General features: G+C 40.7%; 20 protein-coding genes. 14 read left to right on the forward strand and 6 right to left on the reverse strand.

Annotated features, from left to right (window positions below; all coding sequences use genetic code 11):
• Positions 1-2: 2 nt before the first annotated feature.
• The 10 genes from AC0L7T_RS03645 (at position 3) to AC0L7T_RS03690 (ending at position 14,554) form a co-directional block, all read left to right on the forward strand.
• Entirely contained in the window at positions 3-2,840 is a 2,838-nt protein-coding gene (locus AC0L7T_RS03645) for a PVC-type heme-binding CxxCH protein (RefSeq protein WP_473341109.1), read from the forward strand.
• A gap of 41 nt (positions 2,841-2,881) precedes the next feature.
• On the forward strand, positions 2,882-4,348 hold the full coding sequence (locus tag AC0L7T_RS03650; protein WP_473341110.1) for a glycine--tRNA ligase: 1,467 nt from the start codon (positions 2,882-2,884) through the stop codon (positions 4,346-4,348).
• Positions 4,349-5,081: 733 nt separating this feature from the next.
• Entirely contained in the window at positions 5,082-5,429 is a 348-nt protein-coding gene (locus AC0L7T_RS03655; protein ID WP_473341111.1) for a cupin domain-containing protein, read from the forward strand.
• Positions 5,430-5,435: 6 nt separating this feature from the next.
• The gene (locus AC0L7T_RS03660) at positions 5,436-5,840 is read left to right on the forward strand and encodes a group III truncated hemoglobin (RefSeq protein WP_473341112.1); all 405 of its coding nucleotides are present in this window, start codon (positions 5,436-5,438) and stop codon (positions 5,838-5,840) included.
• Between the two features lie 984 nt (positions 5,841-6,824).
• The gene (gene ltrA, locus AC0L7T_RS03665) at positions 6,825-8,336 is read left to right on the forward strand and encodes a group II intron reverse transcriptase/maturase (protein WP_473341113.1); all 1,512 of its coding nucleotides are present in this window, start codon (positions 6,825-6,827) and stop codon (positions 8,334-8,336) included.
• Positions 8,337-9,041: 705 nt separating this feature from the next.
• The gene (locus AC0L7T_RS03670) at positions 9,042-10,199 is read left to right on the forward strand and encodes a DUF4221 family protein (protein ID WP_473341114.1); all 1,158 of its coding nucleotides are present in this window, start codon (positions 9,042-9,044) and stop codon (positions 10,197-10,199) included.
• 45 nt (positions 10,200-10,244) lie between these two features.
• Positions 10,245-11,405 (forward strand): DUF4221 family protein, encoded by a 1,161-nt coding sequence (locus AC0L7T_RS03675; protein ID WP_473341115.1) that lies wholly within the window; start codon positions 10,245-10,247, stop codon positions 11,403-11,405.
• Between the two features lie 180 nt (positions 11,406-11,585).
• The gene (locus AC0L7T_RS03680; protein ID WP_473341116.1) at positions 11,586-11,840 is read left to right on the forward strand and encodes a hypothetical protein; all 255 of its coding nucleotides are present in this window, start codon (positions 11,586-11,588) and stop codon (positions 11,838-11,840) included.
• Between the two features lie 74 nt (positions 11,841-11,914).
• Positions 11,915-13,081, forward strand: coding sequence for a DUF4221 family protein (locus tag AC0L7T_RS03685; protein ID WP_473341117.1), 1,167 nt, complete (start codon positions 11,915-11,917; stop codon positions 13,079-13,081).
• Between the two features lie 201 nt (positions 13,082-13,282).
• Positions 13,283-14,554 carry a D-arabinono-1,4-lactone oxidase gene (locus AC0L7T_RS03690; RefSeq protein ID WP_473341118.1) on the forward strand — a complete coding sequence of 424 codons (1,272 nt, stop codon included), beginning with the start codon at positions 13,283-13,285 and terminating at the stop codon, positions 14,552-14,554.
• Positions 14,555-15,009: 455 nt separating this feature from the next.
• Here AC0L7T_RS03690 and AC0L7T_RS03695 read toward each other — a convergent pair whose 3' ends face one another.
• The 6 genes from AC0L7T_RS03695 to AC0L7T_RS03720 all read right to left on the reverse strand — a co-directional run bounded on the left by AC0L7T_RS03695 (position 15,010) and on the right by AC0L7T_RS03720 (position 21,156).
• Complete coding sequence (locus AC0L7T_RS03695) at positions 15,010-16,896, reverse strand: IS1634 family transposase (protein WP_473340023.1); 1,887 nt, start codon at positions 16,894-16,896, stop codon at positions 15,010-15,012.
• 409 nt (positions 16,897-17,305) lie between these two features.
• Positions 17,306-18,688, reverse strand: a complete 1,383-nt coding sequence (locus AC0L7T_RS03700; RefSeq protein ID WP_473341119.1) for a mercuric reductase — start codon at positions 18,686-18,688, stop codon at positions 17,306-17,308.
• Positions 18,689-18,694: 6 nt separating this feature from the next.
• Complete coding sequence (locus tag AC0L7T_RS03705) at positions 18,695-18,976, reverse strand: DUF427 domain-containing protein (RefSeq protein ID WP_473341120.1); 282 nt, start codon at positions 18,974-18,976, stop codon at positions 18,695-18,697.
• Between the two features lie 63 nt (positions 18,977-19,039).
• Positions 19,040-20,092: a pseudouridine synthase gene (locus tag AC0L7T_RS03710; RefSeq protein WP_473341121.1), complete on the reverse strand. Its 1,053-nt coding sequence runs from the start codon at positions 20,090-20,092 to the stop codon at positions 19,040-19,042.
• A gap of 117 nt (positions 20,093-20,209) precedes the next feature.
• Positions 20,210-20,770, reverse strand: coding sequence for an SMC-Scp complex subunit ScpB (gene scpB, locus AC0L7T_RS03715; RefSeq protein ID WP_473341122.1), 561 nt, complete (start codon positions 20,768-20,770; stop codon positions 20,210-20,212).
• A 2-nt stretch (positions 20,771-20,772) separates the two neighbouring features.
• Entirely contained in the window at positions 20,773-21,156 is a 384-nt protein-coding gene (locus tag AC0L7T_RS03720) for a TraR/DksA family transcriptional regulator (RefSeq protein WP_473341123.1), read from the reverse strand.
• 291 nt (positions 21,157-21,447) lie between these two features.
• On the opposite strand from AC0L7T_RS03720, the gene AC0L7T_RS03725 reads away from it, so the two are divergent.
• The 4 genes from AC0L7T_RS03725 to AC0L7T_RS03740 all read left to right on the forward strand — a co-directional run bounded on the left by AC0L7T_RS03725 (position 21,448) and on the right by AC0L7T_RS03740 (position 25,119).
• Positions 21,448-22,077 (forward strand): 3-keto-disaccharide hydrolase, encoded by a 630-nt coding sequence (locus tag AC0L7T_RS03725; RefSeq protein ID WP_473341124.1) that lies wholly within the window; start codon positions 21,448-21,450, stop codon positions 22,075-22,077.
• 136 nt (positions 22,078-22,213) lie between these two features.
• A complete protein-coding gene (locus tag AC0L7T_RS03730; RefSeq protein WP_473341125.1) occupies positions 22,214-23,302 on the forward strand; it encodes an Ldh family oxidoreductase in 1,089 nt (362 codons plus the stop codon).
• A 104-nt stretch (positions 23,303-23,406) separates the two neighbouring features.
• Entirely contained in the window at positions 23,407-24,114 is a 708-nt protein-coding gene (locus AC0L7T_RS03735) for a ZIP family metal transporter (protein ID WP_473341126.1), read from the forward strand.
• Positions 24,115-24,225: 111 nt separating this feature from the next.
• Positions 24,226-25,119, forward strand: coding sequence for a DUF6528 family protein (locus tag AC0L7T_RS03740; protein ID WP_473341127.1), 894 nt, complete (start codon positions 24,226-24,228; stop codon positions 25,117-25,119).
• Positions 25,120-25,274 lie beyond the last annotated feature (155 nt).

Genomic DNA, 25,274 nt, shown 5'->3' on the forward strand with positions numbered 1-25,274 from the left:
AAATGGTAAAGTGGCCGATCTGTTGTAGTCTTTTATTCCTGGGAATTTTTTCTTGCAATACCGGCAACCAACAGGAAGCCCAACCATTGTTATTTGTTCCGGAAGGCTTAGAGGTAAGTGTATGGGCCGAAAGCCCCCTATTCTTTAATCCGACCAATATGGATGTGGATGCCAAAGGAAGGATATGGGTCACGGAAGGAGTTAACTACAGAGATTTCCGGAATGCTAATGGGCACAAGGTGCAGGATAAAGGTGACCGCGTAATGATCCTTGAGGATACCAATGGAGATGGCAAAGCAGATGCTTCAAAGGTTTTTGTTCAGGATACCTTGCTGAGAAGCCCTTTGGGTATTGCCGTGCTGGGCAATCAGGTAGTGGTCTCTTGTTCTCCAAATATTATCATCTATACAGACGAAGATGGCGATGATATTCCTGATAGCAAAGAGATTTTTTTAACAGGATTTGGAGGAAAAGACCATGACCATGGGCTACATGCAGGACAGCTTGGGCCGGATGGAAAGTGGTACTTTATTACAGGAAACGCAGGGCCACATAAAGTGGCTGGAAAAGATGGATGGACGCTTCGCTCAGGCAGCGTTTACAATGAATTTACCCCTTACAGTACCGAGAATGTTCCTTCACAAATCAGTGATGATGGAGAAATATACAATGGTGGTTTGGTGATCAGAATCAATCCTGATGGAACTGGAATGGAGGTAGTGTCGCATAATTTCAGAAATGCTTTTGAAGTGGCCGTAGATTCTTATGGCAATTTGTGGCAAAGTGACAACGATGATCAAACTGCCTCTTGCAGGACCACCTGGTTGATGGAGGGCAGTGATGCCGGTTATTTTAGTGCAAAAGGAGATCGAACATGGCAGGCAGACAGAAGGCCCGGGCAAACCATAGCCGAAGCCCACTGGCACCAACATGATCCCGGCGTTTTGCCTGTAGGGGATGTGTATGGGGCAGGTTCACCTACTGGAATGGTTCGTATTGAGGGAGACGAACTTGGAGAGCAATTCAGAGGGCTTTTATTAAGTGCAGATGCTGGAAGGAATATCGTATTTGGTTATAATCCTGAGGTAATAGGTGCTGGTTATCCCCTTCAAAATAGACAAGCCTTTGTTTCCTCTGTAGACCAGGACAATACCGGTTATATCTGGCATCAGGTGGAGGAAAATCCCCGAAAATGGTTCAGACCAAGTGATGTAACGATAGGGACTGACGGTTCGTTGTTCATTGCAGATTGGTATGATCCGATCGTGGGAGGTCATCAAATGAGGGACAAAGTGGGAGAAGGAAAGATTTACCGCATTGTTCCAAAAGATAAAAAAATAACACTTCCAAAGATAGATTATTCTACTACAGAAGGTCAATTGGCTGCGCTAAAAAATCCAGCGGTTCATGTACGTGCTTTTGCCATGCAAAAGTTAAAAGAACAAGGGGCTGCGGTTTTGCCTGAGCTAGAAAGTATGGTTAAAAATGAGGACAATCCCTTTTTTAGGGCCAGAGCGATCTGGACGCTGGCAGGCATGGGAGCAGAAGGGATCAAGACAATTTTGCCATTGCTAAAAGACGCAAATCAGGAAATCGTTTTGACCACAGCTAGGGCTTTGTCAGCCAATGCCCCAGAGCGCTTGCTTGATGAAGCTTTGAAGCTTTCTAAGGATGGAACACCATTGATTAGAAGGGAACTGTCCTTATTGCTTAGGAAGGAAGATTGGAACAAAACTTCCGAAATCTATAAAGAATTAATCAAAGCATACGATGCGACTGATCCTTGGTACAGAAATGCATTGGGCATAGGAATGAAAGACAATGCTGAAACCTATTACCGGGACAATATCGCTGCAATAGATCCGGCAAAATGGTCTCCTAAAATTGCCTCTTTAATATGGGAGTGGCATCCCAAAGCAGCCATTCCTGCTTTAAAGGCCAGATTGGAAAATGAGACACTTACCACAGATGAAAGAGACCTGGCTTTGGAAAGCTTGGCTTTTATCTTTGAAAAAGAAGCTGTGGAAGCTGTAAAGAAAGCCGCTGAATCGGAGGGGATACTTGCAGAAAAAGCCCAATGGTGGCTTCAATTCAGGAAATACAATGAGTGGAGCGCTTTTCTGCAAGATTGGGAGGCTCCAATTGTTTTACCTGATGCTCAGCCCAATTTACTTGCATTAAAAGCGCAACTAAAAGACAGTTTAACCAACAATGAACAAAAGAAGCTTGCTTTTAATCAATTGGCGGAAAACCCTTCGGGTAGACTCCATTTGGCTTTGATGGCCGCAGAAGGCTTTTTCAAAAACCTAACATTGGATTTTTCAGCCGTAACTAAAGATGAAAAAAGGCCCTCAGTACTTAAGGTATTGAAGCATTATTTTGGAGAGGACGCAGCAATTGATGAAGGAGAAGTCTTGTCCCTTGACAAAGACCCTGTAGCAGGCAAAGTGAAAGCCATACAAAATTGTGCTGCCTGTCATAAAATCGAGTCCTCGGGCAATGAAATAGGTCCTGACCTGAGTCAAATCGGGCAAAAAATGGATTACCCAACATTGGTCAACGCCATTGCCCAACCTGATGCAGCCATAGGCTTTGGTTCGGAGGCTTATTTGATTGCGCTAAAGAATGGAGCTATACTTCTAGGTCTATTACAATCTTCAGGGCCTGTGGTCACCGTTCTTGATTTTCAAGGGCAACGGCATGTTTTGCCAGCAGAACTGGTACTCACCAGAAAACAACTTCCCATTAGTCTGATGCCGGGCCCTTCTGAAATGCAACTTAAGACACAAGATATCGCAGATATTGCAGCTTTCCTCATGCAAAGCAATACCAGTAACTGAAAAACCTTGTAGAGTATAGGTTTTTGCTTAATTTTGCGCCTATGGCAAAATCAGGACAAAAGCAGGAAAGCGGCTTGCTAAAAGATATCATTGCCCATGCCAAAGAGTATGGGTTTGTTTACCCTTCATCTGAAATTTATGATGGGCTTCAGGCTGTGTATGATTACGGACCTTATGGGGTAGAGTTAAAGAACAACCTTAAAAGGTTATGGTGGGAATCCATGACCCGTCTAAATGGAAATATCGTTGGATTGGACGCGGCAATATTTATGCATCCGACTACTTGGAAAGCTTCCGGCCATGTGGATAGTTTCAATGATCCAATGGTGGACAATAAAGACAGTAAAAAGCGCTATAGGGCGGATGTACTGATCGAAGAAAAAGCTGCCGGTTATGAAAACGAGGGCAACCAGGAGAAAGCCAATAGTCTTTTGGCTACCATGGGGAGTTTGTTGGAAAAAGAAGATTTTACAGCGCTTCGCGAATTTTTAATTGAAGAGAACATTACCTGCCCTGTAAGTGGAACCACTAACTGGACCGAAATAAGGCAATTCAACCTTATGTTTTCAACCCAAGTGGGTTCCGTATCAGAAGATTCAAGCACCATTTACCTTAGACCAGAAACGGCTCAAGGTATATTTGTGAACTTTCTGAATGTGCAGAAAACGGCTAGAATGAAAGTTCCTTTTGGTATTGCACAGATAGGTAAGGCCTTTAGAAATGAGATTGTTGCGAGACAATTTATTTTCAGAATGCGGGAGTTTGAACAAATGGAAATGCAATTCTTTGTTAGGCCTGGTACTGAACTAGAATGGTACAAGCACTGGGCTGATACGCGTATGAGTTGGCACAAAGCTTTGGGCATTCCTGAAGAAAAACTAAGAAGACACGACCATGAGAAGCTGGCACATTATGCCAATGCTGCTTTGGATATAGAATACCAGTTCCCTTTTGGATTCAAAGAAGTGGAGGGGATTCATTCTCGAACAGATTTTGATCTTAAAGCGCATCAGGAGTTCAGCAAAAAGAAGCAACAGTATTTTGATCCGGAGATCAATCAGAATTACATTCCTTATGTAGTCGAAACTTCTATTGGTGCGGATAGGTTGTTTCTGATGACCCTTTGTAATGCCTTCAAAACTGAAGAAGTGGGAGACAAGTCAAGGTCCTACTTGGCTTTACATCCGGCCTTGTCTCCAGTTAAAGCAGCAATTCTGCCATTGACAAAGAAAGATGGCTTGCCTGATAAAGCCAAAACAATATTTGATGAGTTGAAATATGATTTCAATATTATCTACGAAGAAGCCGGATCGATAGGGAAACGTTATACAAGACAGGATTTAATTGGAACGCCATTTTGTATTGCAGTAGATCACCAGACCCTGGAAGATGATACGGTAACGATACGTCACAGAGACACCACCGAACAGGAGCGTGTACCAATTACTGAATTAAACAGCAGGATTGCAACAGCTTGTAGTTTCAGAAATATTTTCGAGAAAATATAAAGTTCAATATACATGCGAATAAAAAAGACCGGCCGAACAGCCGGTTTTTTTGTTTGGAGGCTTTAAATCGGATTGCCTGTTTCAATAGAATACCTATTTTCATAAGGTCAGCTCAGTAACCGGATCCTGAGCGGAAGGAGTAGGTATAATGGATACGTTAAAAATCCCCCTTTGTCCCCCTTTTTAAGGGGGATTTCGAGCTTTCAGTACTGACGAGTGCGTATATTGACTCGTCCTGAAAAAAGTTTACAGTTTTAAAATTTATTGCTTGTTAGTACTACCCCAAATTTACATTTATTCAGCAGTCAATTCACGTTTCCGCAACTCCCCCTTGACAAGGGGGCGGGGAGATTATTACGGAAATGTTATTGTTTTTCAATCGAACACCTGTTTCTATAAAATCAGCCATATAACCGGTTCCTGATCGGAAGGAGTAGGTAAAGTGGTTACGTCAAAAATCCCCCTGAGTCCCCCTTTTTTAAGGGAGAGTTCGTAATCATTAAGATTTTCGGGTGCATTTCTGAATATAAATTGAGTCAGCGCATTTCAATTGAATACCAGCCATATAACCGCGGCAAAAAATAAACGGAAAAAATTGAACGCATTTTAAATTGAAATTGTAATACCTATACAATAATAAAAGATAAAAATATCCTTTATTATTTAAATGAGTTTGGGTACCTTAATAAGGTCTTGATAAATAAGTTGAGTTTGAATTTAAAATACAGGAAATATGGAAGTTACATCGTTCAATGAAGATTTACAATTTGGAGAAAAGATAAGTACCAAAGTCATTTTGGAATCTCCATTCTCCAAAGAAATACGCATTCTATTGAAGGAAGGCCAGGTAATGAAAGAGCATAAGACCAAGTTCCCGATTGTTGTTCAGGTCTTGGAGGGAGAGATTGACTTTGGGGCTGAAGGAGAAGTACACAATTTTAAAAGTGGAAGTATTGTGGCACTTGGAGGGAATATTCCACATGACCTGACCGCTATAAAAGACAGTGTGGTTCGCTTGAGCCTTTCAAAATCGGATCAGGTAGAACGTGTAGAAAATGTAGTAAAGGAATCAAATAAATAAAGCCTGATGAAACCAATTGAAAACCGCAAAGACATCAATGTTCTGGTAAACGCATTCTATGCAAAAATCAGAAAAGACGAAGTTTTGGGTCCCATTTTCAATGGACACATTGAGGAGGAAAGGTGGCCAGAACACCTGGAGAAGCTTACTGATTTCTGGGAAACCAATCTTTTTGGAGTGATTAAGTTCAAGGGCAACCCTACGCTTAAACATATCAATGTAGACAAGAATCTAAATCATACCGTAGAGCAAAAACATTTTGGAATCTGGCTGCAGTTATGGTTTGAAACAATAGATGAGTTGTATGAAGGAGAATTGGCTGATAAAGCCAAAGAGTCCGCTAGAAGGATGGCCCATTTCCAGTTTATGGCCATGTGGAACAGAAGGCCTAAAGCTGTCAAACAAGGTTAAATGCGAGATAGCATAACTACTATCACTAGCTGATTTTTTAGAAGATTTACGTTAAAAATCCCTCCCGATTATGTCGGGACAGGCTCTACGCCCCCTTAGAAGGGGGATTTTGAGTTTTCAGGACTGAAGAGTTCGTACCTTGTTTTGCATTTCCTCAGCCATTAAAATTCTACCAATTCAGCAGTCAATTCACGTTTCTGCTACTCCCCCTTGACAAGGGGGATATAGGGGGATTTTTACGAGAATGAGATATTTTTCAATAGGATACCTATTCTCATAAAGTCAGGCATTATGATCACGTTAACCTATGGCTTCGACTCCGCTCAGCCGCCGGTAGTTTAGCAATTCAACAATAAAAACAACTTTTGCCAAACTATTGCAGTCATTTAAGTTATTTGATTCCAATTTCTGGTAGCACTTAATGATCATTATAGAAGGAAGCGCGGTGGGATGCCAGAGAACAAGGCAACGTTGGGCCTTGTGGGGGGAAGTTTTCTGCTGGCTTGATTTTTCTGCGGATAAAAGGCAAGTTTGCCACACCCTTATCTCGCTCAATACATCCCAAAAGGCTTCACAATGAAGAGCTTACAGAAATGGCTTGCTCGCTAATTTCATTCTTTTTAACAAAAAAAACAGACCTGAAGGGTCTGAACAATAAGTGTGCCGGGCATGGCATTCTACTCAAGGGTGAGCAATCTCAACGGAGAGAGCAAGTCCCTAGGGGGCCCTCTGACGGGAACCCCATAGCTAAAGCCAAGGGTGTTCCGGGCGACCGGAAATCTGAAGGAAGGCGGCGGCAAACTCCAGATGTGGACGAACAGAAACTGAATAGTAGGCCAATAGATTTGGGGAAGCGCACTTTGCAGCGTCTAATCCCAATAGTCAGACAAAGGATCTATTGGTAAATTCAGCCGCATCGGATGAAAGTAGAAAGTCTTACCCCGGGAGGTCTGTGACTAGGGCAATTGCCGGAGGTACGTGCGAGTGCTGAAGGAATCCAAGTCAACAGAAGTCAGCAGAGGGCATAGTATCCTGACGATAAAAGTCAGGAGAAGGCCTGAATTTTCTAAACAAGGAAGTGAACTTAAAGTGAGTAAAAAGAACAAACTATCGAAAGAATGCAAACATGGCATACAGGGAGATCTGTTTGCCAAAGAACAGGATTCTGTGACCAAGAAGAGAGGAGGAACCTCTCGGAAAGAGCAGAAGATAGCGTTAATTTCTCGACTGGAAGAACAGCGAACCTTGACCAGCAACACAGTAGACAAAATATCAGATCAGTTGCAGTTACTCCAAGCATTCCGAAGAGTGAAAAGCAACAATGGGACAGCCGGGATAGATGGAACAACGGTTGGAGAATACGAGCGTGAGTTATTAGCGAATATTAAACGACTACAAATCCAACTCAAGGCTGTAACCTATGAGCCAAATGCGGTAAGGGGAGTAGAGATAGAGAAACCGAACGGTGGTACACGCTTATTGGGTATACCGACCGTAGCAGACCGGTTAGTACAGCAAAGTATACAGACAGAACTGCAAATGGTATTCGACCCCTTCTTCAGTGAAAACAGCTATGGCTTTCGTCCGGGCCGTTCAGCCCATCAGGCAATAGAGCGTGCGAGCGAATGTGTAAAGGAAGGCAAGATATGGGTAGTGGACATAGACTTGAAAAGTTTCTTCGATGAAATCAACCATGACCGATTAATGAATCGGCTCAGGAATAGTATCTCGGACAAGAAACTATTGAAGTTAATCCACCAATTCCTTCGTGCCGGACTCATGCAAGGCGGGGTGGAGACACAACGAATAGCGGGAACGCCACAAGGAGGCCCACTATCGCCGCTGCTGTCCAACATAGTTTTAGACGAGCTGGATAAGGAGCTAGAAGTAAGGGGTCTGAGCTTTGTACGATATGCGGACGACTGTAATATCTTTGTGGGAAGTGAAAGATCGGCCCACAGAGTGCTGGAATCCATCACGACCTATATCGAAAAGAAGCTCAAGCTAAAAGTGAACCTAGAGAAAAGCGGAGTCCGCAGATGTGATAAAGTCAAATTCTTGGGTCATACGATCATGGGAGATGGCAAAATCCGGATAGCGGATAAAAGTATCTTGAGGTTCAAGGTAAAGATCAGGGAAGTTACAAAGCGCAATCGGGCGATACCGCTTAAGAGGCTTATAAAAGAACTTAACCTGATCATCCAAGGCTGGGCAATCTACTACCGTAAATGCAACACATGGCTGAGTTCATTAAGAGAAATGGACGGATGGATACGCAACCGACTCAGATGTTATGCGCTAAAACAACACGGGCGGAAATACGCAACCTACCGTTTTCTAAGGTCTCTTGGATTAGCAGAGGGTCAATCGTGGAACGCCGTGAGATTCTATGGTTGGTGGCCTATGGCCAACCTACCATATGTACGAAAGGGCATGGGCCTGGCATGGTTCGCAAACATTGGTCTTAGGTCTTTGGTCGCTGTACAGAAGGGTTAACCGTTAGAAGAAACCGCCATGGTACGTTAAAGCGTATGCCTGGTGGTGTGGGGGGGACGGCGGTAGAATACCGCCCACCCATCCCGATTAGCCGTGGGTGGCAACCCACGGAAAGGAAATACCTACCCTATTCTCAACACTGAAGGTGTTGAACAAACTATAATCAGGGCATGTTCAACCCACTCCGGGGTTGGCGTATTGATAAAATATTGCTGTCCACGGGTTCCACCCGTGGTTATTGTTGTTGAAGCCTGTCAGGCTTCTTCAGTTATTTTGGAGTTGTGAAGATTATATAGCTTAGATAATCCAAATTATAAATAATCAATTAATCGGGCTGGTAACAGGTTCCTGAGCGGAAGGAGTAGGTATAACGGACACGTTGGCCTATGGCTTCGACTCCGCTCAGCCGCCGGGCATCAAGCAATAAAATTCTCAATCCACAACTACTTTTGCCACTACGGAGGGCTGGGGGATTAATACAGGAATAACATACTATTTCCTCACTGGTATTTTTGTTTTTAGGCTAAAGTTAGAAATCGGTTCTATTTTTCATAAAATGAAAAAATAAACATAAACTATTTGGTTTTTTTTTATTGAATTTAATTTTTTAGTTTTAAAACGGATTGAAAATTTAATGTTAGATATGGGTTAAGAACCAAAGGTTTAAGTCCTGTAATTCCTAATAGCCGGAAATAAAATTTGAAGATGAAAAATATACTGATTTGTGTCCTCCTGCTGTGTCTTTCGGCTTCCTGCAAAGAAGTCAAAGAACTTGATCCAACACCCCGTGAATTTGACCAAAAAATGACTTTGGTTCCTACCGATACCTTAACAATTCCTATTGGGTACCGATCAGATGTATACAGCAGGTATGTAAAAACCTGCAACATAGGCAATGTCCCTTATCTAGGGGTAGTAAATGTAAATACCAATGATTTGGAATTTTATGCACTTTCTGATAAGGGAAAAGACTTTAAAGTGCGTTTCCATTTGGATGGGCCTAATGCTGTAGGGCAACTTAAGGCTTTTGAGGTAATTTCTGACAGTACCCTATTTATAGCCAGTTCCTATAGAATACGGCTTTACGTAACTGACTTTGAAGGGAATCTTAAAAAGACAATAGAAACACATGATACATCAAGAAATGGCAAGCCATTCGTGCAGATGTATTATACACAAAGCCCTTTGGTATATCATAAAGACATGGATGATTTTTATGTGTTCACAAGAGTTGATACTGATTATTTTAGCCCTGGAATATGGTCTGGAACCATGTTCTTAAAAATTCATAATAGGGATGATGAATCGATCACACATATGTTTGAACTACCTTCTCGATTCAATAAGTATGTTTATAGTGGTTATTTTAGCCATAGTTCGCATGTGTTGGTAGATGATCGTCACTTGGTTTTTGGGATTCCTTTTTACAACAATATATTGGTCTATGATTTGGAAAAAGAAACTCTTATCGAAAGGAAAGCCGGAAGCAAGCACTTTGGAGATGCACTCCCTTGGGACAATCCAGATATGGGTAGAGACGAAGAATTTTATGTCACCTCCAACTCCTACCGGGAGCTGGTGTATGATGAAGAAAATAAATTACTTTACAGGATCGCTTACCAGGGTGTGGACTATATCGGCCCAGATGGGCAGCAGAGAAATTGGGACAATAAACCTCCTTCAGTAATCATGATTAACAGCGATTTTGAAAAGGTAGGAGAATTGGATCTGCCTAAAAATACCATATATACCCGCATGTATTTTACCCACAATGGCAAACTGTATCTCTCACTCAACCATCCCGACAACAGCCCCTCAGAAGACAAGATGGTCTTTGTGGGATTTAAGCCGGAGGAGTTATAAGGTAAAGTAGGCTAAAGCCTGTATACAGATTTAATTGAAACGATTATGATCAAAAGTCTTCTTTTATATGTTTGGTTGCTGGTATTTATAATCTCCTGCAAGGAGGCCAATGAGCTTGATCCAATGCCTAGAGATTTTAACGAATCATTGACCCTGATTCCAACAGATACACTGGTATTTTCCATAGGTGCTAAATCCGATGTTTACAGCAGATGCATTAAAGAGGTTGAGATAAATGGGAATGAATACCTAGGGGTAGTAAATGAAAACACAAATGAACTGGAATTTTATGGGCTCGTTGATTCTACAAACGATTTTAAAATTCATTTCAAAACTGAAGGTCCAAATGGCATTGGAAAATTAAAGGCTTTTGAAGTGATTTCTGATTCTACGCTTATAGTAGGAAGTACCTATAGGATTCGTCTATTTGTTACTGATTTTAAGGGGAATCTTCATAAAACTTTAAAAACAAATATTGTTGAGCGAAAAGGATCTCCTTTTGTCCAGGGCTATTCTACATTTAAGCCATTGGTGAACAATAAGATAAATGGTGATTTGTATGTATTTACTGGAGCAGATACCGATTACAATGCTCCTGGAAAATGGTCAGGAACCATGTTTTTAAAAATTCCAAATATGGACGATGAATCGGCCACACATGTGTTTGAGTTACCCACCCACTTCTACAATTATGTACATGGTGCCTATTTTAGTCACAGTTCTCATTTACTGATAGAGGATCGTTTTTTGATTTTTGCCCTTCCATTTTACAACAATATTTTAATCCATGATTTGGAAAAAGAAGAGTTGATTGAAAAGGAAGCAGGAAGCAGGCACTTTGGAGATGCCCTGCCCTGGGAACATGCTGAGAGTGGAAAGAGCGAGAGCTTTTATGTTCCTTCAAACTCCTACCGGGAACTGGCCTATGATGAGGAGAATAAACTGCTTTACAGGATCGCTTATCAAGGGGTAGATTATACCGGCCCAGATAGTCAGCGACGAAACTGGGACAATAAACTGCCTTCAGTAGTTATCTTAAACAGCGATTTTGAAAAAGTAGGGGAATTGGATCTGCCTAAAAACACCCTATACACCCGCATGTATTTTACCCACAATGGCAAACTGTACCTCTCCCTCAACCATCCCGACAACAGTCCCTCAGAAGACCAGATGGTTTTTGTGGGGTTTAGGCCGGTGAAGTTATGAAGTGGGGTGGATTTAATTGATTTTAAGCTATTTAAATGGATTACTGAAAAGATTAATTAATTAAATGTCCGATTGTGTCTAATAATCACTTATAATGGGTTGTTTTGGCCTATTTATTACAGAAAAGAACATATATATTTGATATGTATAAATAATGTACCATTTTAAATATTAATTATTATGAAAAGTGTATTAAAAACAAGCAAATGGCTGCGATGGACTGCAGCCGGAGCGTTTGGGCTGATGCTCACGCTAAATGTAATGGTTGGATTGGAGTTTGACAAGGGAGATGTTTTTCCCTCACTTACTTTGGCAAGTTTGAGCAATACCGCCCAAGCCCAAAGTGAAACGGGGAGTGAATATAATTGGTTCAGTGGCCGTGATTGCTGTACTGGATCAGGTTCCTGTTACATTTCTGATCCGAAAATCTGCTAATCAAACAAACTAATCCTTTCCTTTGACACCCATAGACATTTTACAATATGTCTATGGGTTTATCAGATAATAAGATGATAAAAAAAATTATTTATTTTTCTATTTTGATAGCTACCTTTGCTTCATGTGAAAACAATACTATTTTAAACCCAACACCCCGGGAATTTGAGCAAAAAATGACTTTGGTTCCTACCGACACCATAGCCATTCCTATCGGTTACCGGTCAAATGTATACAGTAATTATATTAGGAGTTTTCGAATCAATAAGGCCCCTTATTTAGGTGTGGTAAATGAAAATACCAATGAATTAGAGTGTTATGCACTTTCTGGCTTGGGGAAAAACTTTAAGGTTAGTTTTCAGGTGGAGGGGCCAAATGGCGTAGGGCAACTTAAGGCTTTCGAAGTAATTTCAGATTCTACCTTACTTATTGCTGGCACTTATAGGATTCGTTTGTATTTAACTGATTTTAATGGAAGTATTAAAAGCATCATTAAAACAGATGAAGTAGAGAGAAAGGATAAACCTTTCGTTCAAATTTATTATACAAATCAACCCATAGTTTTCGACAGAATTAATCAGGATGCCTTCTTATTCACCAGAGTGGATTCCGATTTCAATAGTCCTGGAATATGGTCAGGAACCATGTTTTTAAAAGCATCAACCATTAACGAGGGTTCAATCAACCATGTGTTTAAGTTACCTTCCCATTTTGACAAATATATTCACGGTTCCCATTTTTGCCATGGTTCCCATCTATTGATGGAGAACCGTTACCTGATTCTCAGTAGTTCTTTTTATAATAACCTATTGATCTACGACTTGAGAAAGGGTGAAATGATAGAAAGTGAAGGCGGAAGTAAGTATTTTGGTGACGTACTTCCAATGGAGGGACCAAAATCGACTTCGGATCTACATGAAGAATTCTACATTACTTCAAATTCTTATAGAGAAATTGCCTATGATGAAGAAAATAAATTGCTCTACCGTATGGCTTATCGTGGAGTGGACTATATCGGGGCAGATGGGCAGCGACGAAACTGGGACAATAAGTTGCCTTCGGTAATCATCATCAACAGCAACTTTGAGAAAGTAGGGGAGATTGACCTGCCGGTTAATACAATATATAATTGGATGTATTTTACCCACAATGGCAAACTGTACCTATCTCTTAACCATCCCGACAACAGTCCCTCAGAAGATGAGATGGTTTTTGTGGGTTTTAAGCCGGAGAAGTTATAAGATATTGCTTTCAATTGATACGCTATAAATCAGTAAGGAAGGAATGCGTTTTCCCTCCTGATGGGTATACTATTGGGGATATCGGGTATATTCAAGGTTTGCAATGATAAGGAAGGGGTTTGTTAAAACTTCAAACCCGGAAAGGAATGGAGGAATGCTGGCTTCCGATTTGTCTTGTTCCACTTAAAAATAAATGAAATTATGGAGGAAAGTGAGGAGATAGGTTCGAAGAGAAAAAACTGGGCAGGGAATTATACTTTCAAGGCCGAAAACGTATATGAGCCTGGCACTGTAGCCGAAATTCAGGAGTTGGTTAAGCAACTGGGTCAACAAAAAGCTATGGGTTCAAAACATTGCTTCAATGATATTGCAGACAGTTCTAAAAATCAGATTTCCACAAGGCATTTAAACAAAGTCCTTGGATTGGATAAGGACAAAAAGACTTTGACGGTAGAAGCAGGCGTGCGCTACGGTGATTTTAGTCAAAAATTACACGCACAAGGTTTCGCTTTGCATAACCTGGCTTCCTTGCCTCATATTACTGTGGCGGGAGCTTGTGCCACAGCTACCCACGGATCGGGTGTTGAAAATGGGAACCTGGCCACGGCGGTAACAGCCATTGAGTTGGTCATGCCCAATGGTGAGCTTAAGCAATTGGACAAATCGCATCCTGATTTTTATGCCGTGGTTGTAGGTCTTGGTGCCTTTGGCGTCATTACTAAATTAACCCTTGAGGTACAGGAAACCTTTTCCGTTCAGCAAAATGTCTTTTTAAACCTTCCACTAGAAAGTTTGGAATTGCATTTTGATGCCATAATGTCCAGCGGATACAGTGTTAGCCTGTTTACAGACTGGAGAGATAAGAAGGTAAGTGAAGTGTGGGTCAAGCAGAAAGTAGACGGTGCTCCTCTCCAAATGGAGGCTGATTTTTATGGCGCAAGAGCAGCTACTAAAAACATCCACCCTTTCCTGGCTCATTCTGCTGAAAGCTGTTCAGAACAGATGGGCGTGCCCGGTCCCTGGTACGATCGATTGCCTCATTTTAAAATGGGATTTAATCCGAGTGCAGGAGACGAACTGCAATCCGAATTTTTTATTCCCCAAAAAAATGCCGTGGAGGCTATCCTTGCCCTTGAAAAACTTAACGAGCAGATTGCGCCACATTTATTTATTTCTGAGATTAGGAGCATTGCTGCGGATGATTTTTGGATGAGCCCTTGTTATCACCAAGACAGTGTAGCCATCCATTTTACGTGGAAGCCACATACCAAGGAGGTAATGGAATTGCTCCCCAAAATTGAGGGAATCCTGGCTGCCTTCAATGGAAAACCCCATTGGGGAAAACTTTTCACCATGCATCCCATGGCTATACAACAGCAGTATGAAAAATACCCTGATTTTCTGGAATTAACCAAAAAGTACGACCCTGAAAGAAAATTCAAAAACCATTACCTCTCCAAAAATATTTATTGAACTAAAGAATGTTTTTTAAGAGGTAAATCCCTCATGACTCTGTCGGGACAAGCTCTACTCCCCATTGTCAAGGGGGAGTTTCGGCAAAATGACTTTATTGCTGAATTATTGAAATTGTAACGGGCTGAGGAAATGTAAGATCAGGTACGCGCTCGTAAGTCCTGAAAGCACAACCCCCCCCCCCTTTTCTTCAAAGGGGGACAAAGGGGGATTCTTTCGTAAACATCCTGACTCGTCCTAAAATTTAAGTACATATTATTATTTATATACTGGTATAGGTTTACAGTATAAAATTGACCCGTCCTGAAAAAAGTTTACCGTTTTAAATTTTATTCATAGGTAGTACTAACACAAATTTACAAAACCGAATCCCAAAGGGATGACAGGATTATAGATTTAAAAATCGCATCAAATTCAAAACCCCAAAGGGGTGACAGCATTAACCCACATTGCAGCTAACCGCTCAGAAGTATCTGTTTTTCAGGTCTTTCAATTTTTTCGATTTCCGTTTTGTGTACTACGGATTTTCGTTTGGTAAATGGCTGGTATTTGGTTTGGAGGATATCGTAGATCTGCTTTAGATTTTTGTTGGGTGCTGTGCATTTTCGGGTGGTGATGGTTTTGTTGTATGTGTTGGTCCCCGAAGTAGTGATTACCTTCTGGGTATTGCCTATTCTGACAATTTCTCCCCAGCAGTTTTTTATGCCATTGTGTTTTAACTGATGCCTTACCGTATTGACCAGCCAGTAAGCCAATATCCCCAGATGGAGGTGTGCCATGGTGGCGTCGTCGTTTTTGTGGTAGATAGGCCTTAGGTCCAGGTCGGTTTTCAGGGTACGGAATGCGTTTTCTATCTCTCTGATGGTATTATAAATATTCCAGACCACATACTCTTCCTGTACATTCAGGTTGGTCCGGAGAAAATAGACGCCCAGGCTTTCATTTTTTTCCTGATGCCTGTCCGGGTCTTTTTTCCATGTGATTTCTGTGGCCAGACCTGTTTTCGCATCACTGCTTACGGTAATGTCATAATAACGCTGGACAGACGGGTATTTTTCTTTGGCCCTGCCTATACGCTGGTGGACTTTGTCAGCTTTCTTGGTTCCTCCCTTGCTGTGCAGTGCGTTGTGTATCTTTTGGAGTTCCTGCTCAAACCTATTTTCAAACTGGAGCTTCATCCCTTCCTCTTTTTTTTCCTTGGAAGGGCTTTTGACCTCAAGGTAATAATCGGTGTTTTTTTCTGTATTGACTGATCTGAGTCTGATGGTCTGCTTTGATTTTGTATCCAGCAAGGTGGTAAGCCTTCCGGGAACATAGCTGTAATCTTTCAGCCGGGTACGGCTTACACAGAGATATCGGTACCCTTTACTTTCGATAAGTCTGAGGTTTTCCTCTGTGGCGATGCCGGCATCAAGTACCACTACTGCAGGACCACGGCAGGTATGGGACGCGAGTTTCTCGATCATTGCCGATAGGGTATTGCAGTCGGCAATGTTTCCTTCCAGAATGGAGGAATATTTTATGAAGCCTTCCACGTTGACCACCAGGGCGAGCACAATGAGCTTTGCGTCGTTTCTCTTTTCCTTGCTCCTTCCGAATTTTGCGAGTTGGCTGTTCCGCTTTTCTCCCTCAAAATAGGTGTTGGTCAGGTCGTAAAGAATGATCTTATCCTCCAGGTCAAACAGCTCGTTGGTACGTCTGGACAGGTGCTTTTCGATTGAATCCTTGGCCTTGTACAAGTCAAGGGCACTTTTGTAAAGCCTGTCTTTTGTCACTTTGTCTGCCTCGTACCCGGTAAGTTCGCACACCGCAGAGTTTTCCTTTATCCAGCGCACGGTTTTCAGCTCTGAGGCCGGGTATACCGCACGGCTTACAACCTGTGTGGCCGCAAGCTTGGCCTGTTCGGGGCTGAAGCCGACCGAAAGCAGCAACGGCGTTAGGTTCAGCTTCTCCCATGTCTGATAAGCTATGTTCTCCGCTCCGATCTCCCTTGCATTGCTGTGCTGAAGTGTGTCCATGTTGACCATGCGCGACAGTTTCTCTGCTGACTTGATGTCCAGCTTTTTTGATAATAGGATACGCTGCCAAAAATCTTCAACATATCGTTTGACCTCAGGATCTTCTTCCTGATCAAATAGAGATGTCTTTTGCTCATATTTATCGGTAAGGTGCTTCTGGATCTTATTGAGCTGCTCTGGGGTGGTGTCCTCAATGAATCCTACATTCAGAATGGTACGGTGGCATATCCTGTTGTCCGCATTACGGTAACTCTCCACCAGACGGTAGTAACCGCATAGCTTTCCTGATTGGGGGTGTTTTCGTAAAGAGAACTTGAAATACATCCCGTAAAGTACTGATCTTTAGATCCCAAATCCAATACCCTCTGTGTACTACAAACCAAATGAAGGTCCCGTGGAGAGCGTAAAAAAATTTGATCGTAGGGGGGTACGAATAATTTGCAGATTAAAAACAGAAAATAAACTGAAATTTCTAATTTAACGACCAAAAGCTGCAATGTGGGTTAAAGCCATCAGAGGGTAAAATTATACCTGCAACTTATTTTATTGAATTTTTTGCTGGATTGGCTAATTTTATAATACCATCCCCACGGGATTTATGTATTTTTCAGGTACCATTTTGCTATAATCTTGGCACCCCTTTGGGGTTTCTGAAAATCTTCTTTCCCTAGCCCCCTTGAAGAGGGATTTACTATCGTAACCACCATCAAAACAGTTAGTTGTAAATGTAGATTTACTCAATTTGCATCATTAAATTATTCAAACTTTCTGCCAATGTAGGATGCGCAATAGGCAGATATTGTATTTGATCATAAGTAACCTTACCGACCATGGCCATCTGAAGTACCGCCATCACCTCTCCTCCATCTAAACTTAAAATGGTAGCACCTAAGATCTGCTTACTCTCCGGATCGACAATAACCTTAAAAAAACCATTCGTTTCATCCGTTTCCAGCGCCCTGCCGGCATGCTTCATATAAAATTTACCTACCTTATAGGAGATGCCTTTCTCAATTGCCTCTTTTTCATTGAGTCCTATTCTTGCCAGCTGTGGATCGATAAATACACAGTAGGGAAGCAGCCTGTCCTTTGATGATATTTCTTTATCCCCTTCATAAATGCTCCTAAAGGCAATGTGTGCATCATTATATGCCATATGGGTAAATGGTGGTGAACCGGCTACATCTCCAAGGGCATAGATATTTGGAATACTGGTTTCAAAAGTTGCGTTTACAATCACATGGCCTTTTTTTGTTAAATGAACGCCTAATTCTTCAAGACCTAAGTGTTTGCTGTTGGGTTTCCTGCCTGTAGCCACTAGAAGATGACTTCCTTCAACAATTTCTGACCCTGATTTACCTTCAAGGTAAACTTTAAATTGCTTGTTTTCGAAACCAACTTTTGTGACCGAGGCATTCAAATGGGTACTGATTTTATCTGCGGCAAAGAGCTTAGATATTTCTTCACAAACATCTTTATCCTCTTTCGGAACCAGTCTTGTAGCCTTATCAATGATGGTAACCTCACTGCCAAACCTGCTAAACATCTGACCAAATTCAAGCCCTATATAGCCACCACCCAGTATAATAAGGTGTTTAGGTGTCTCTTCAAGCTCCATAATGCTGGTGCTGGTAAGATATGGGGTTTCTTTTAAGCCCTCAATCTCAGGAATGAATGGGGAAGAGCCAGTGTTGATAAATAATTTAGCTCCTTGAATCTCCAGGTCATTTTGATCCTCTCTTGAAACAATAATGCTGTTTGCGCTTTTAAAGGAAGCCTTCCCAAGAATAATGTCGATATTTTCTGCTTTTTTAAGGCTTTTTATTGCTCCACCTCGAAAAGTATTGACAATGTGGTCTTTGCGTGCCTTGATGGTTTTCTGGTCTATCGAGAATTCCTTGACATTTACACCATAATCCCCGGCTCTGCCTACAAGATGTGCAACCCTAGCAGAGGCAACCATGGTTTTGGTAGGTGAACAACCATCGTTGATACAGGTTCCTCCTATTTTCCTTTTTTCAATCAAGGCCACAGTCAAACCTTTTGCGCTAATTTTTTTTGCCAAAGGCATACCCGATTGCCCAGCACCAATGATGACAGCATCGTACTTCTTCATAGCTGTCTATTCTGAAATCTTTATCCCTTTCCAAAAAGCGACATAGTCCTTTATTTCTTTAGCCGCTTCCTTGGGTGCCGGGTAATGCCAGGCCGCATCCCGATTGGTGTCTTCACCAATTCGAATGTGAAAATAATTGGCCCTTCCCTTCCATGGGCAATCGGAAGTAGTTTGAGATATTTCGAAAAATTCTCTATTTAATGATTCATTTGGAAAATAATGATTGTTCTCCAAAAAAATGGTCTCGTCAGACTCTGCGAGGATTTTTCCTTTCCAGGTGGCTTTCATATTGTTAGGATTTATTTTTTAAATAATATAGCCAAATCCGTGCTAGAAACAAAAAAAAGCGACCTATATAGGTCGCTTTTTGCTTTTTCTTTTGTTTAAAAATTTGAGGTTAATTACCTCTTTCTCATCTAAGAAACGGTAATTTCCTCTGGGGATGTCTTTTTTGCTTAATCCCGCAAAAGTTACCCTGTCCAATGCATTTACATCGTATCCAAAATGAGCGAAAATTCTTCGAACGATTCTGTTTTTTCCTGAATGGATTTCGATACCTAAAATCATCCTGTCTTTGGAAAGGACTTGAAGGTCATCTACCTCAGTGAGGCCATCTTCCAGCGTTACACCTTCCAGTATAGCATCAACATCATTTTTTGCGATGGGTTTGTCCAGGGTTACCTGATAGATTTTCTTGATCTCATAAGAAGGGTGAGTGAGTTTAGCTGAAAGTTCTCCATCATTGGTGAAAAGCAATAAACCTGTGGTGTTTCTGTCCAATCTTCCTACTGGGAAAAGACGCTCTTCACAAGCATTTTCAACCAAGTGCATGACCGTTTTCCGCTCAAACGGATCATCAGTTGTGGTGATAAAATCCTTTGGCTTGTTAAGTAATATATAAACGGGCTTTTCAGGACGGATAGATTTACCCTTGTATTCAACCCGATCCTTACGGAGTACTTTATACCCCATTTCCTTTACTACTTTCCCATTTACAGAAATTTCTCCTTTTTCAATGAGTTTATCAGCATCTCTTCGGGAACAAATGCCTGCATTGGCAATGAATTTGTTAAGTCTAATTTCATCCGAATCCGTTTGAGACGTTTTTTGGATAGTTTTTAGGTTGTATACAGGCTGTGCTTCTGCTTTGTTTTTTCCAACCTTAAGGGGTGAAAATGGCTTTTTAAAAGGTTTTTTAGCTCTGTCCTTGTCTTCAGCCTTTCCAAAAATGGGTTTTTGGTTACGTCCTCTGCCTTTGTATTCGCTTTTTTCTTCAGGCGTTTTATCTGTGGGATCCTTTTTTTTCGAATAGGAAGTTCGTTTTCCTGGCTCTCTTTTGTCTCCCCATGATTTTTTGGAAGAATCCCCAGTTTTATTGTTGAATTTTTTCATAGTCTGCAGCATCTCTGCTGTATTTTAAATAATCTTATGTAAATGCTTAATTATAAGGCATGTGGACCTTTTTTAAAGCGGGTGCAAATTTAGTGTTATTTATGTGATAAATAACATAGAAATTCAAAATCAATCGGTTTGATTTCCTATTTCGTTGTCTTCTGCTTTAAAATCTTTTGGTTGTGGGAGCTCATTGAGGTCGTTGATGCCAAAATATTCCATAAACTTTGGACTGGTACCATAAAGTATCGGTCTTCCCAGTCCTTCAGATTTACCTTTGATGGCAACCAAAGATTTTTCGAGGAGTTTCTGCACTGAGTAATCACAATTAACCCCTCTGATTTGCTCCATTTCCGATTTTGTTATCGGTTGGCGGTAGGCAATTATTGCAAGGGTTTCCAATTGGGCATTGGAAAGTCGTTTTTGGGACTGGTGTTTTTGTAAGATTGCTACACTGCTCAGGTAAGCAGGCTTGGTTAAAAATTGGTAGCCCCCGGCTATTTTTTCCAGACTGAAAGAGTATTCCTCAGATTCGTATTTTTTTGTCAGCACATCCAAGGCTTCCTCCAGATGAGCCATAGGGATTTCAGTCTCAAACATTTCTGCAAGACACTTTTGAATTTCCTCTATGGCCAAAGGATCTGCGGAACAAAATACAAGGGCTTCAATATGGCGCGGTAAATAATCCACTATTATTTTTTACCTAGCTTTGCTTCAATACTGTGCATGGTGTGGGGAACAGCGCGTAATCTCTCCTTGCTGATAAGTTTACCAGTATCCACACAGACTCCATACGTGCCATTTTTTATTCTCCTTAAGGCATTTTCCAAATTAATAATGAATTTCTGCTGTCTAGCGGCCAACTGACTTAGGTTTTCTCTTTCCAGCGTGTCTGCCCCATCTTCTAACAGTTTTGAAGTAGAGGCTGTGTTTTCAGTCCCACTGTCATTTTGTTTGCTGAGTGACCGTTTTAACTGCAATAATTCATCTTTTGCGATTGTCAGTTTTTCATTAATAAGCAATTCAAATTCCTGAAGTTCTTCCTTAGAATAACTGGTTTTTTCTACCTGGCTCATAAAACATTACTTTAAAAATTTCTCTAAATTACAGTGAGTAATTTGAAATCAAAAATTTAATTTTTAAGTATGAAGTTATCTAATTGCTTCCCATGTTAATTTAATTTTAAAAGAAGTGATGAAAAGGGAGTAATTAAGCCTATTTATTTCATTTATTCTCATTCTGCTACTAAATTCTTTGGATTAATTCAGTTAAAAAAAAATGAAATGGGATTCACTTTATCTACTTGAATTATCCCTAAGAAAGTATTAATTTGAACCCTTAAATAATAATAATCCAAATTACACCTAATGAAAAGAATTATAGCAATTTTAATATGTGCATTTATCTCCTTAAATGTATCTGCTCAAAAAGCCGATAAAGGATGGAAAGAGCTTTTTAATGGCAAATCTTTTAAAGGTTGGTCTTTTAGCGAAAACCCTGAATCATTCAGTATTGAAGATGGAGTGGTAAAAGTGGAAGGCCCAAGGTCACACATGTTCTACACTGGTAAATACAAAAAACATGATTTTAAGAACTTTGAGTTAAAAATGCAGGTGAAAACCATGCCCGGAGCCAATTCAGGAATTTTTATTCATACCGAATTTGAAAAAGATGGATGGCCAACAAAAGGTTATGAAATACAGGTTAACCAAACACAAGGGGACTGGAGAAAAACTGGAAGTGTTTATAGCTTCAAAGATGTCAAAGAGACTTATGTGAAAGACAATGAATGGTATACCCAGCATATCATAGTACAGGGTGACAACATAACGGTTAAAATAAATGGAAAAGTTGTCAATGAGTTCAATGAGAAAACGGATAGAGGAGAAATCGGTGACAGTGGCAAGCGATTAAGCCATGGAACGGTTGCACTTCAAGCCCATGATCCTAAAAGTTTGATTTACTACAAAGACATTATGATCAAACCATTGCCATAATGGGCTTTAGTTTGATTTATAGTTGCTAAAAATATAATTTCATCCGGCTAGCCATTTGGTTAGCCGGATGTTTTGTTTCATCCTATTGTAAATTCATGTCAAAGCTTCAATCCGCTTCATCTTTAACCAAATAACAATGCCTAAAGCGTATACGCATATTCACCACCAAGCTCTTAGAGAATTTACAACAAGCGTTTTTATGTCCTTAGGCGTACCTGATGATGAAGCTGCTTTGGCGGCAGATGTCCTGGCCTATAGTGATGAACATGGCATAGATTCACATGGGATTGCCAGGCTTCAAACCTATTTTGAATTGCTTCATGCTGGTAGGGTAAACCCAAGGCCGAAACTGAAGGTACTTAGAGAAAAGCATGCTGTAGGCACAATAGATGGGGACAATGGTTTGGGATTGGTAGTTGGGCCCAAATGCATGGATATTGCGATAGCAAAAACCCATTTACATGGTTCTGGGTCCATTGCTGTTTGCAATACGAACCATTATGGAGCGGCTGGTTATTATCCACTTATGGCAGTAAAAGAAGATTTTATCGGCTTATCCATGACCAATACCACCAAAGGAGTTGTGCCATTTAATGGAATGGAAAAAATGCTGGGAACAAATCCGATTGCTCTGGCATTTCCATCTATGAATGAGCCGGAAGTAGTCATTGATTTTGCCAGTAGCACTGTTGCTTATGGGAAAGTGGAAATAGCCCATAGAGAAGAGAGAAATGTACCTCTAGGCTGGTGTCTTGATAAAAATGGTCTGCCCACCAACAGTCCTGAAGAAATGATCGATGGTGGGGCTTTGTTGCCTTTAGGGAGCACAAAAGAAGGTTCTGGTCACAAAGGTTATTGTTTAGCAGGAGCCGTTGATATTTTATGTGCAGTCCTGAGTGGTGCCAACTGGGGACCATTTGCTACTCCCTTTGCGATTAACTCCTCTATGCCCGAAACACAGGTAGGGAAAGGGATTGGTCATTTTTTTACTGCTTGGGACATAGAAGGATTTAGGGATTTAACGGACTTCAAAAAAAGCATGGATCATTGGATTGTTACCATGAGGAATGCAGTAGCTACTAATGGAGCTTCCAAAGTGCTTGTGCCTGGAGATCCTGAGCGCGAAGCCTATTCCCTTAGAATGAAAGAAGGCATACCTGTTCATCAAATTATTTTGGACCAGCTAAAAAACATTTCGCAGTCTTGCAATGTGCCTTTACCCTGAAATTTTCCTTAGCGGATATAGACTTTGTCTCCTTTTTCTGTTTCGAATTGAATATTGTAATTGGTATCGTGTTGATTTACAAGGAATAATTTAACTTTATTTTTATGTTACTAAAAATTATTCTCTTTTCAGGACTTTCAGGAATTACGGTTTTTATTGGCGGCTTATTGGCCAATTATTTTAACCATCATATTAAAGAAAAGCCGATCAAATATGAAATTATTCATGCGCTGATGTCTTTTGGTGCGGGAATAATCTTGTCTGCCTTGGCCCTGGTATTGGTACCACAAGGAATGAAGGAACTGGAATTATTCCCCTTGGTGGGCACCTTCCTGTTTGGAGCGATTTTATTTATGCTAATTGATTGGTATTTGGCAAAAAAAGGTGGGCAAATTGCCACATTATTGGCCATGATGATGGATTTTGTGCCTGAATCCATTGCCTTAGGTGCCACTTTTGCCATAAATTCGAAAATGGCCACACTTTTGGCCGTCATTATAGGATTGCAAAATCTTCCAGAAGCTTTTAATTCATTTAGAGATTTGGTTCAGAGCGGCTTTACTATCCGTAAAACCCTTGTCATTTTCTTTTTCCTGAGTTTTTCAGGCATAATTGGAGCCATGCTCGGCCATTTTTATTTGAGTGATTATCCAGATTTAACTGCCTACTTAATGGTTTTCGCAAGTGGAGGGATTTTGTATTTACTGATTCAGGACATTATTCCAAAAAGTAAGCTGAAAAACAATTACCTCTCTTCTTTGGGTGCTATACTTGGGTTTTTGGTTGGGATTATTGGTGAAAAAATAATTTAATGGCAGCCAAATCATTCTTTTAACCCGGGTCCTATTGCATATTTCGGGTTTAATTGACTTTATATTATCTTTAGGGGAAGCTTAGGCTTGAACTTAAAAATTTACTTTACCATGAAATTTATTTCTTTACTATTTTTAGTTGTTTTTTTCTCTTCCTGTTCTGAAAAAAACACATCGCTGTTAAATACAGAGGCTTTAGAAATTATCGGTTGTGGAGATGAGAATGTAGTTATTTTCGACAAGAGAAAATCAAATAAAGATAGTCTTGTAAAGGTTTGGGAATGGACAGCATCTATTTCTGAGGGTTTACCCAAGGAATACCATGGGTATTTTAAGAGCACTGATGATTGTAAGCCTGTTGGAGAGGGCCAGATTTTAATAACCTCTTCTAGTGGAGGAGTTGCCTTGGTAAACCGGAAGGATAAAAAAACTGTTTTTTACGCACATGTTCCCAATGCCCATTCTGCAGCCTATCTTCCCGGAGGAAGGATAGTAGTAGCACTTTCCACAGCAGAAAACGGAAATTCAATCCGACTTTATGATGTGAAACAGTCGGATAAAATACTATACTCTGATAGTCTATATTCCGGGCATGGTGTGGTTTGGGATGAAGAGAAAAACAGTTTGTTTGCTCTGGGGTTTGTTCAATTGAGAGAGTACAAGCTGGCTGATTGGGAGAGTACTCAGCCCAAATTAGAGAAAGTGAATGAATGGGAAATACCTGATGAAAGTGGTCATGACCTTTTCCTTACAAGTGATCGACGATTACTTTTGACAACAACCAACAGTGTGTGGCAATTTGATATTTCAACTTCCACCTTTACTCCCTTTAAACCTCTTGAGGGAGTAGCGCATGTGAAATCAGTGAATTTTAATGCCAAAACAGATGCGCTTGTGTATACCAAAGGAGAGATAAGTTGGTGGACACACCATATTTATTTTGCGAACCCACAGGATACATTAGAGGTGAATGACATGAAATTGTATAAAGTCAGAGTGCTGTGAGTTTTAATTTGATTTAATCCTGGATTATACAAAGGGATCAGAGGGGTTTCATTAAGTAATAGAAGGTCCATTGCGTATTTAGGGGTTAATATTTTATGCTGAATAACTTTAGCATTGTCCTTTGTGTTTGGCTTATCTATCTTACTAAATTCTTT

This window comes from Cyclobacterium sp. 10D3-21 (assembly GCF_055809755.1).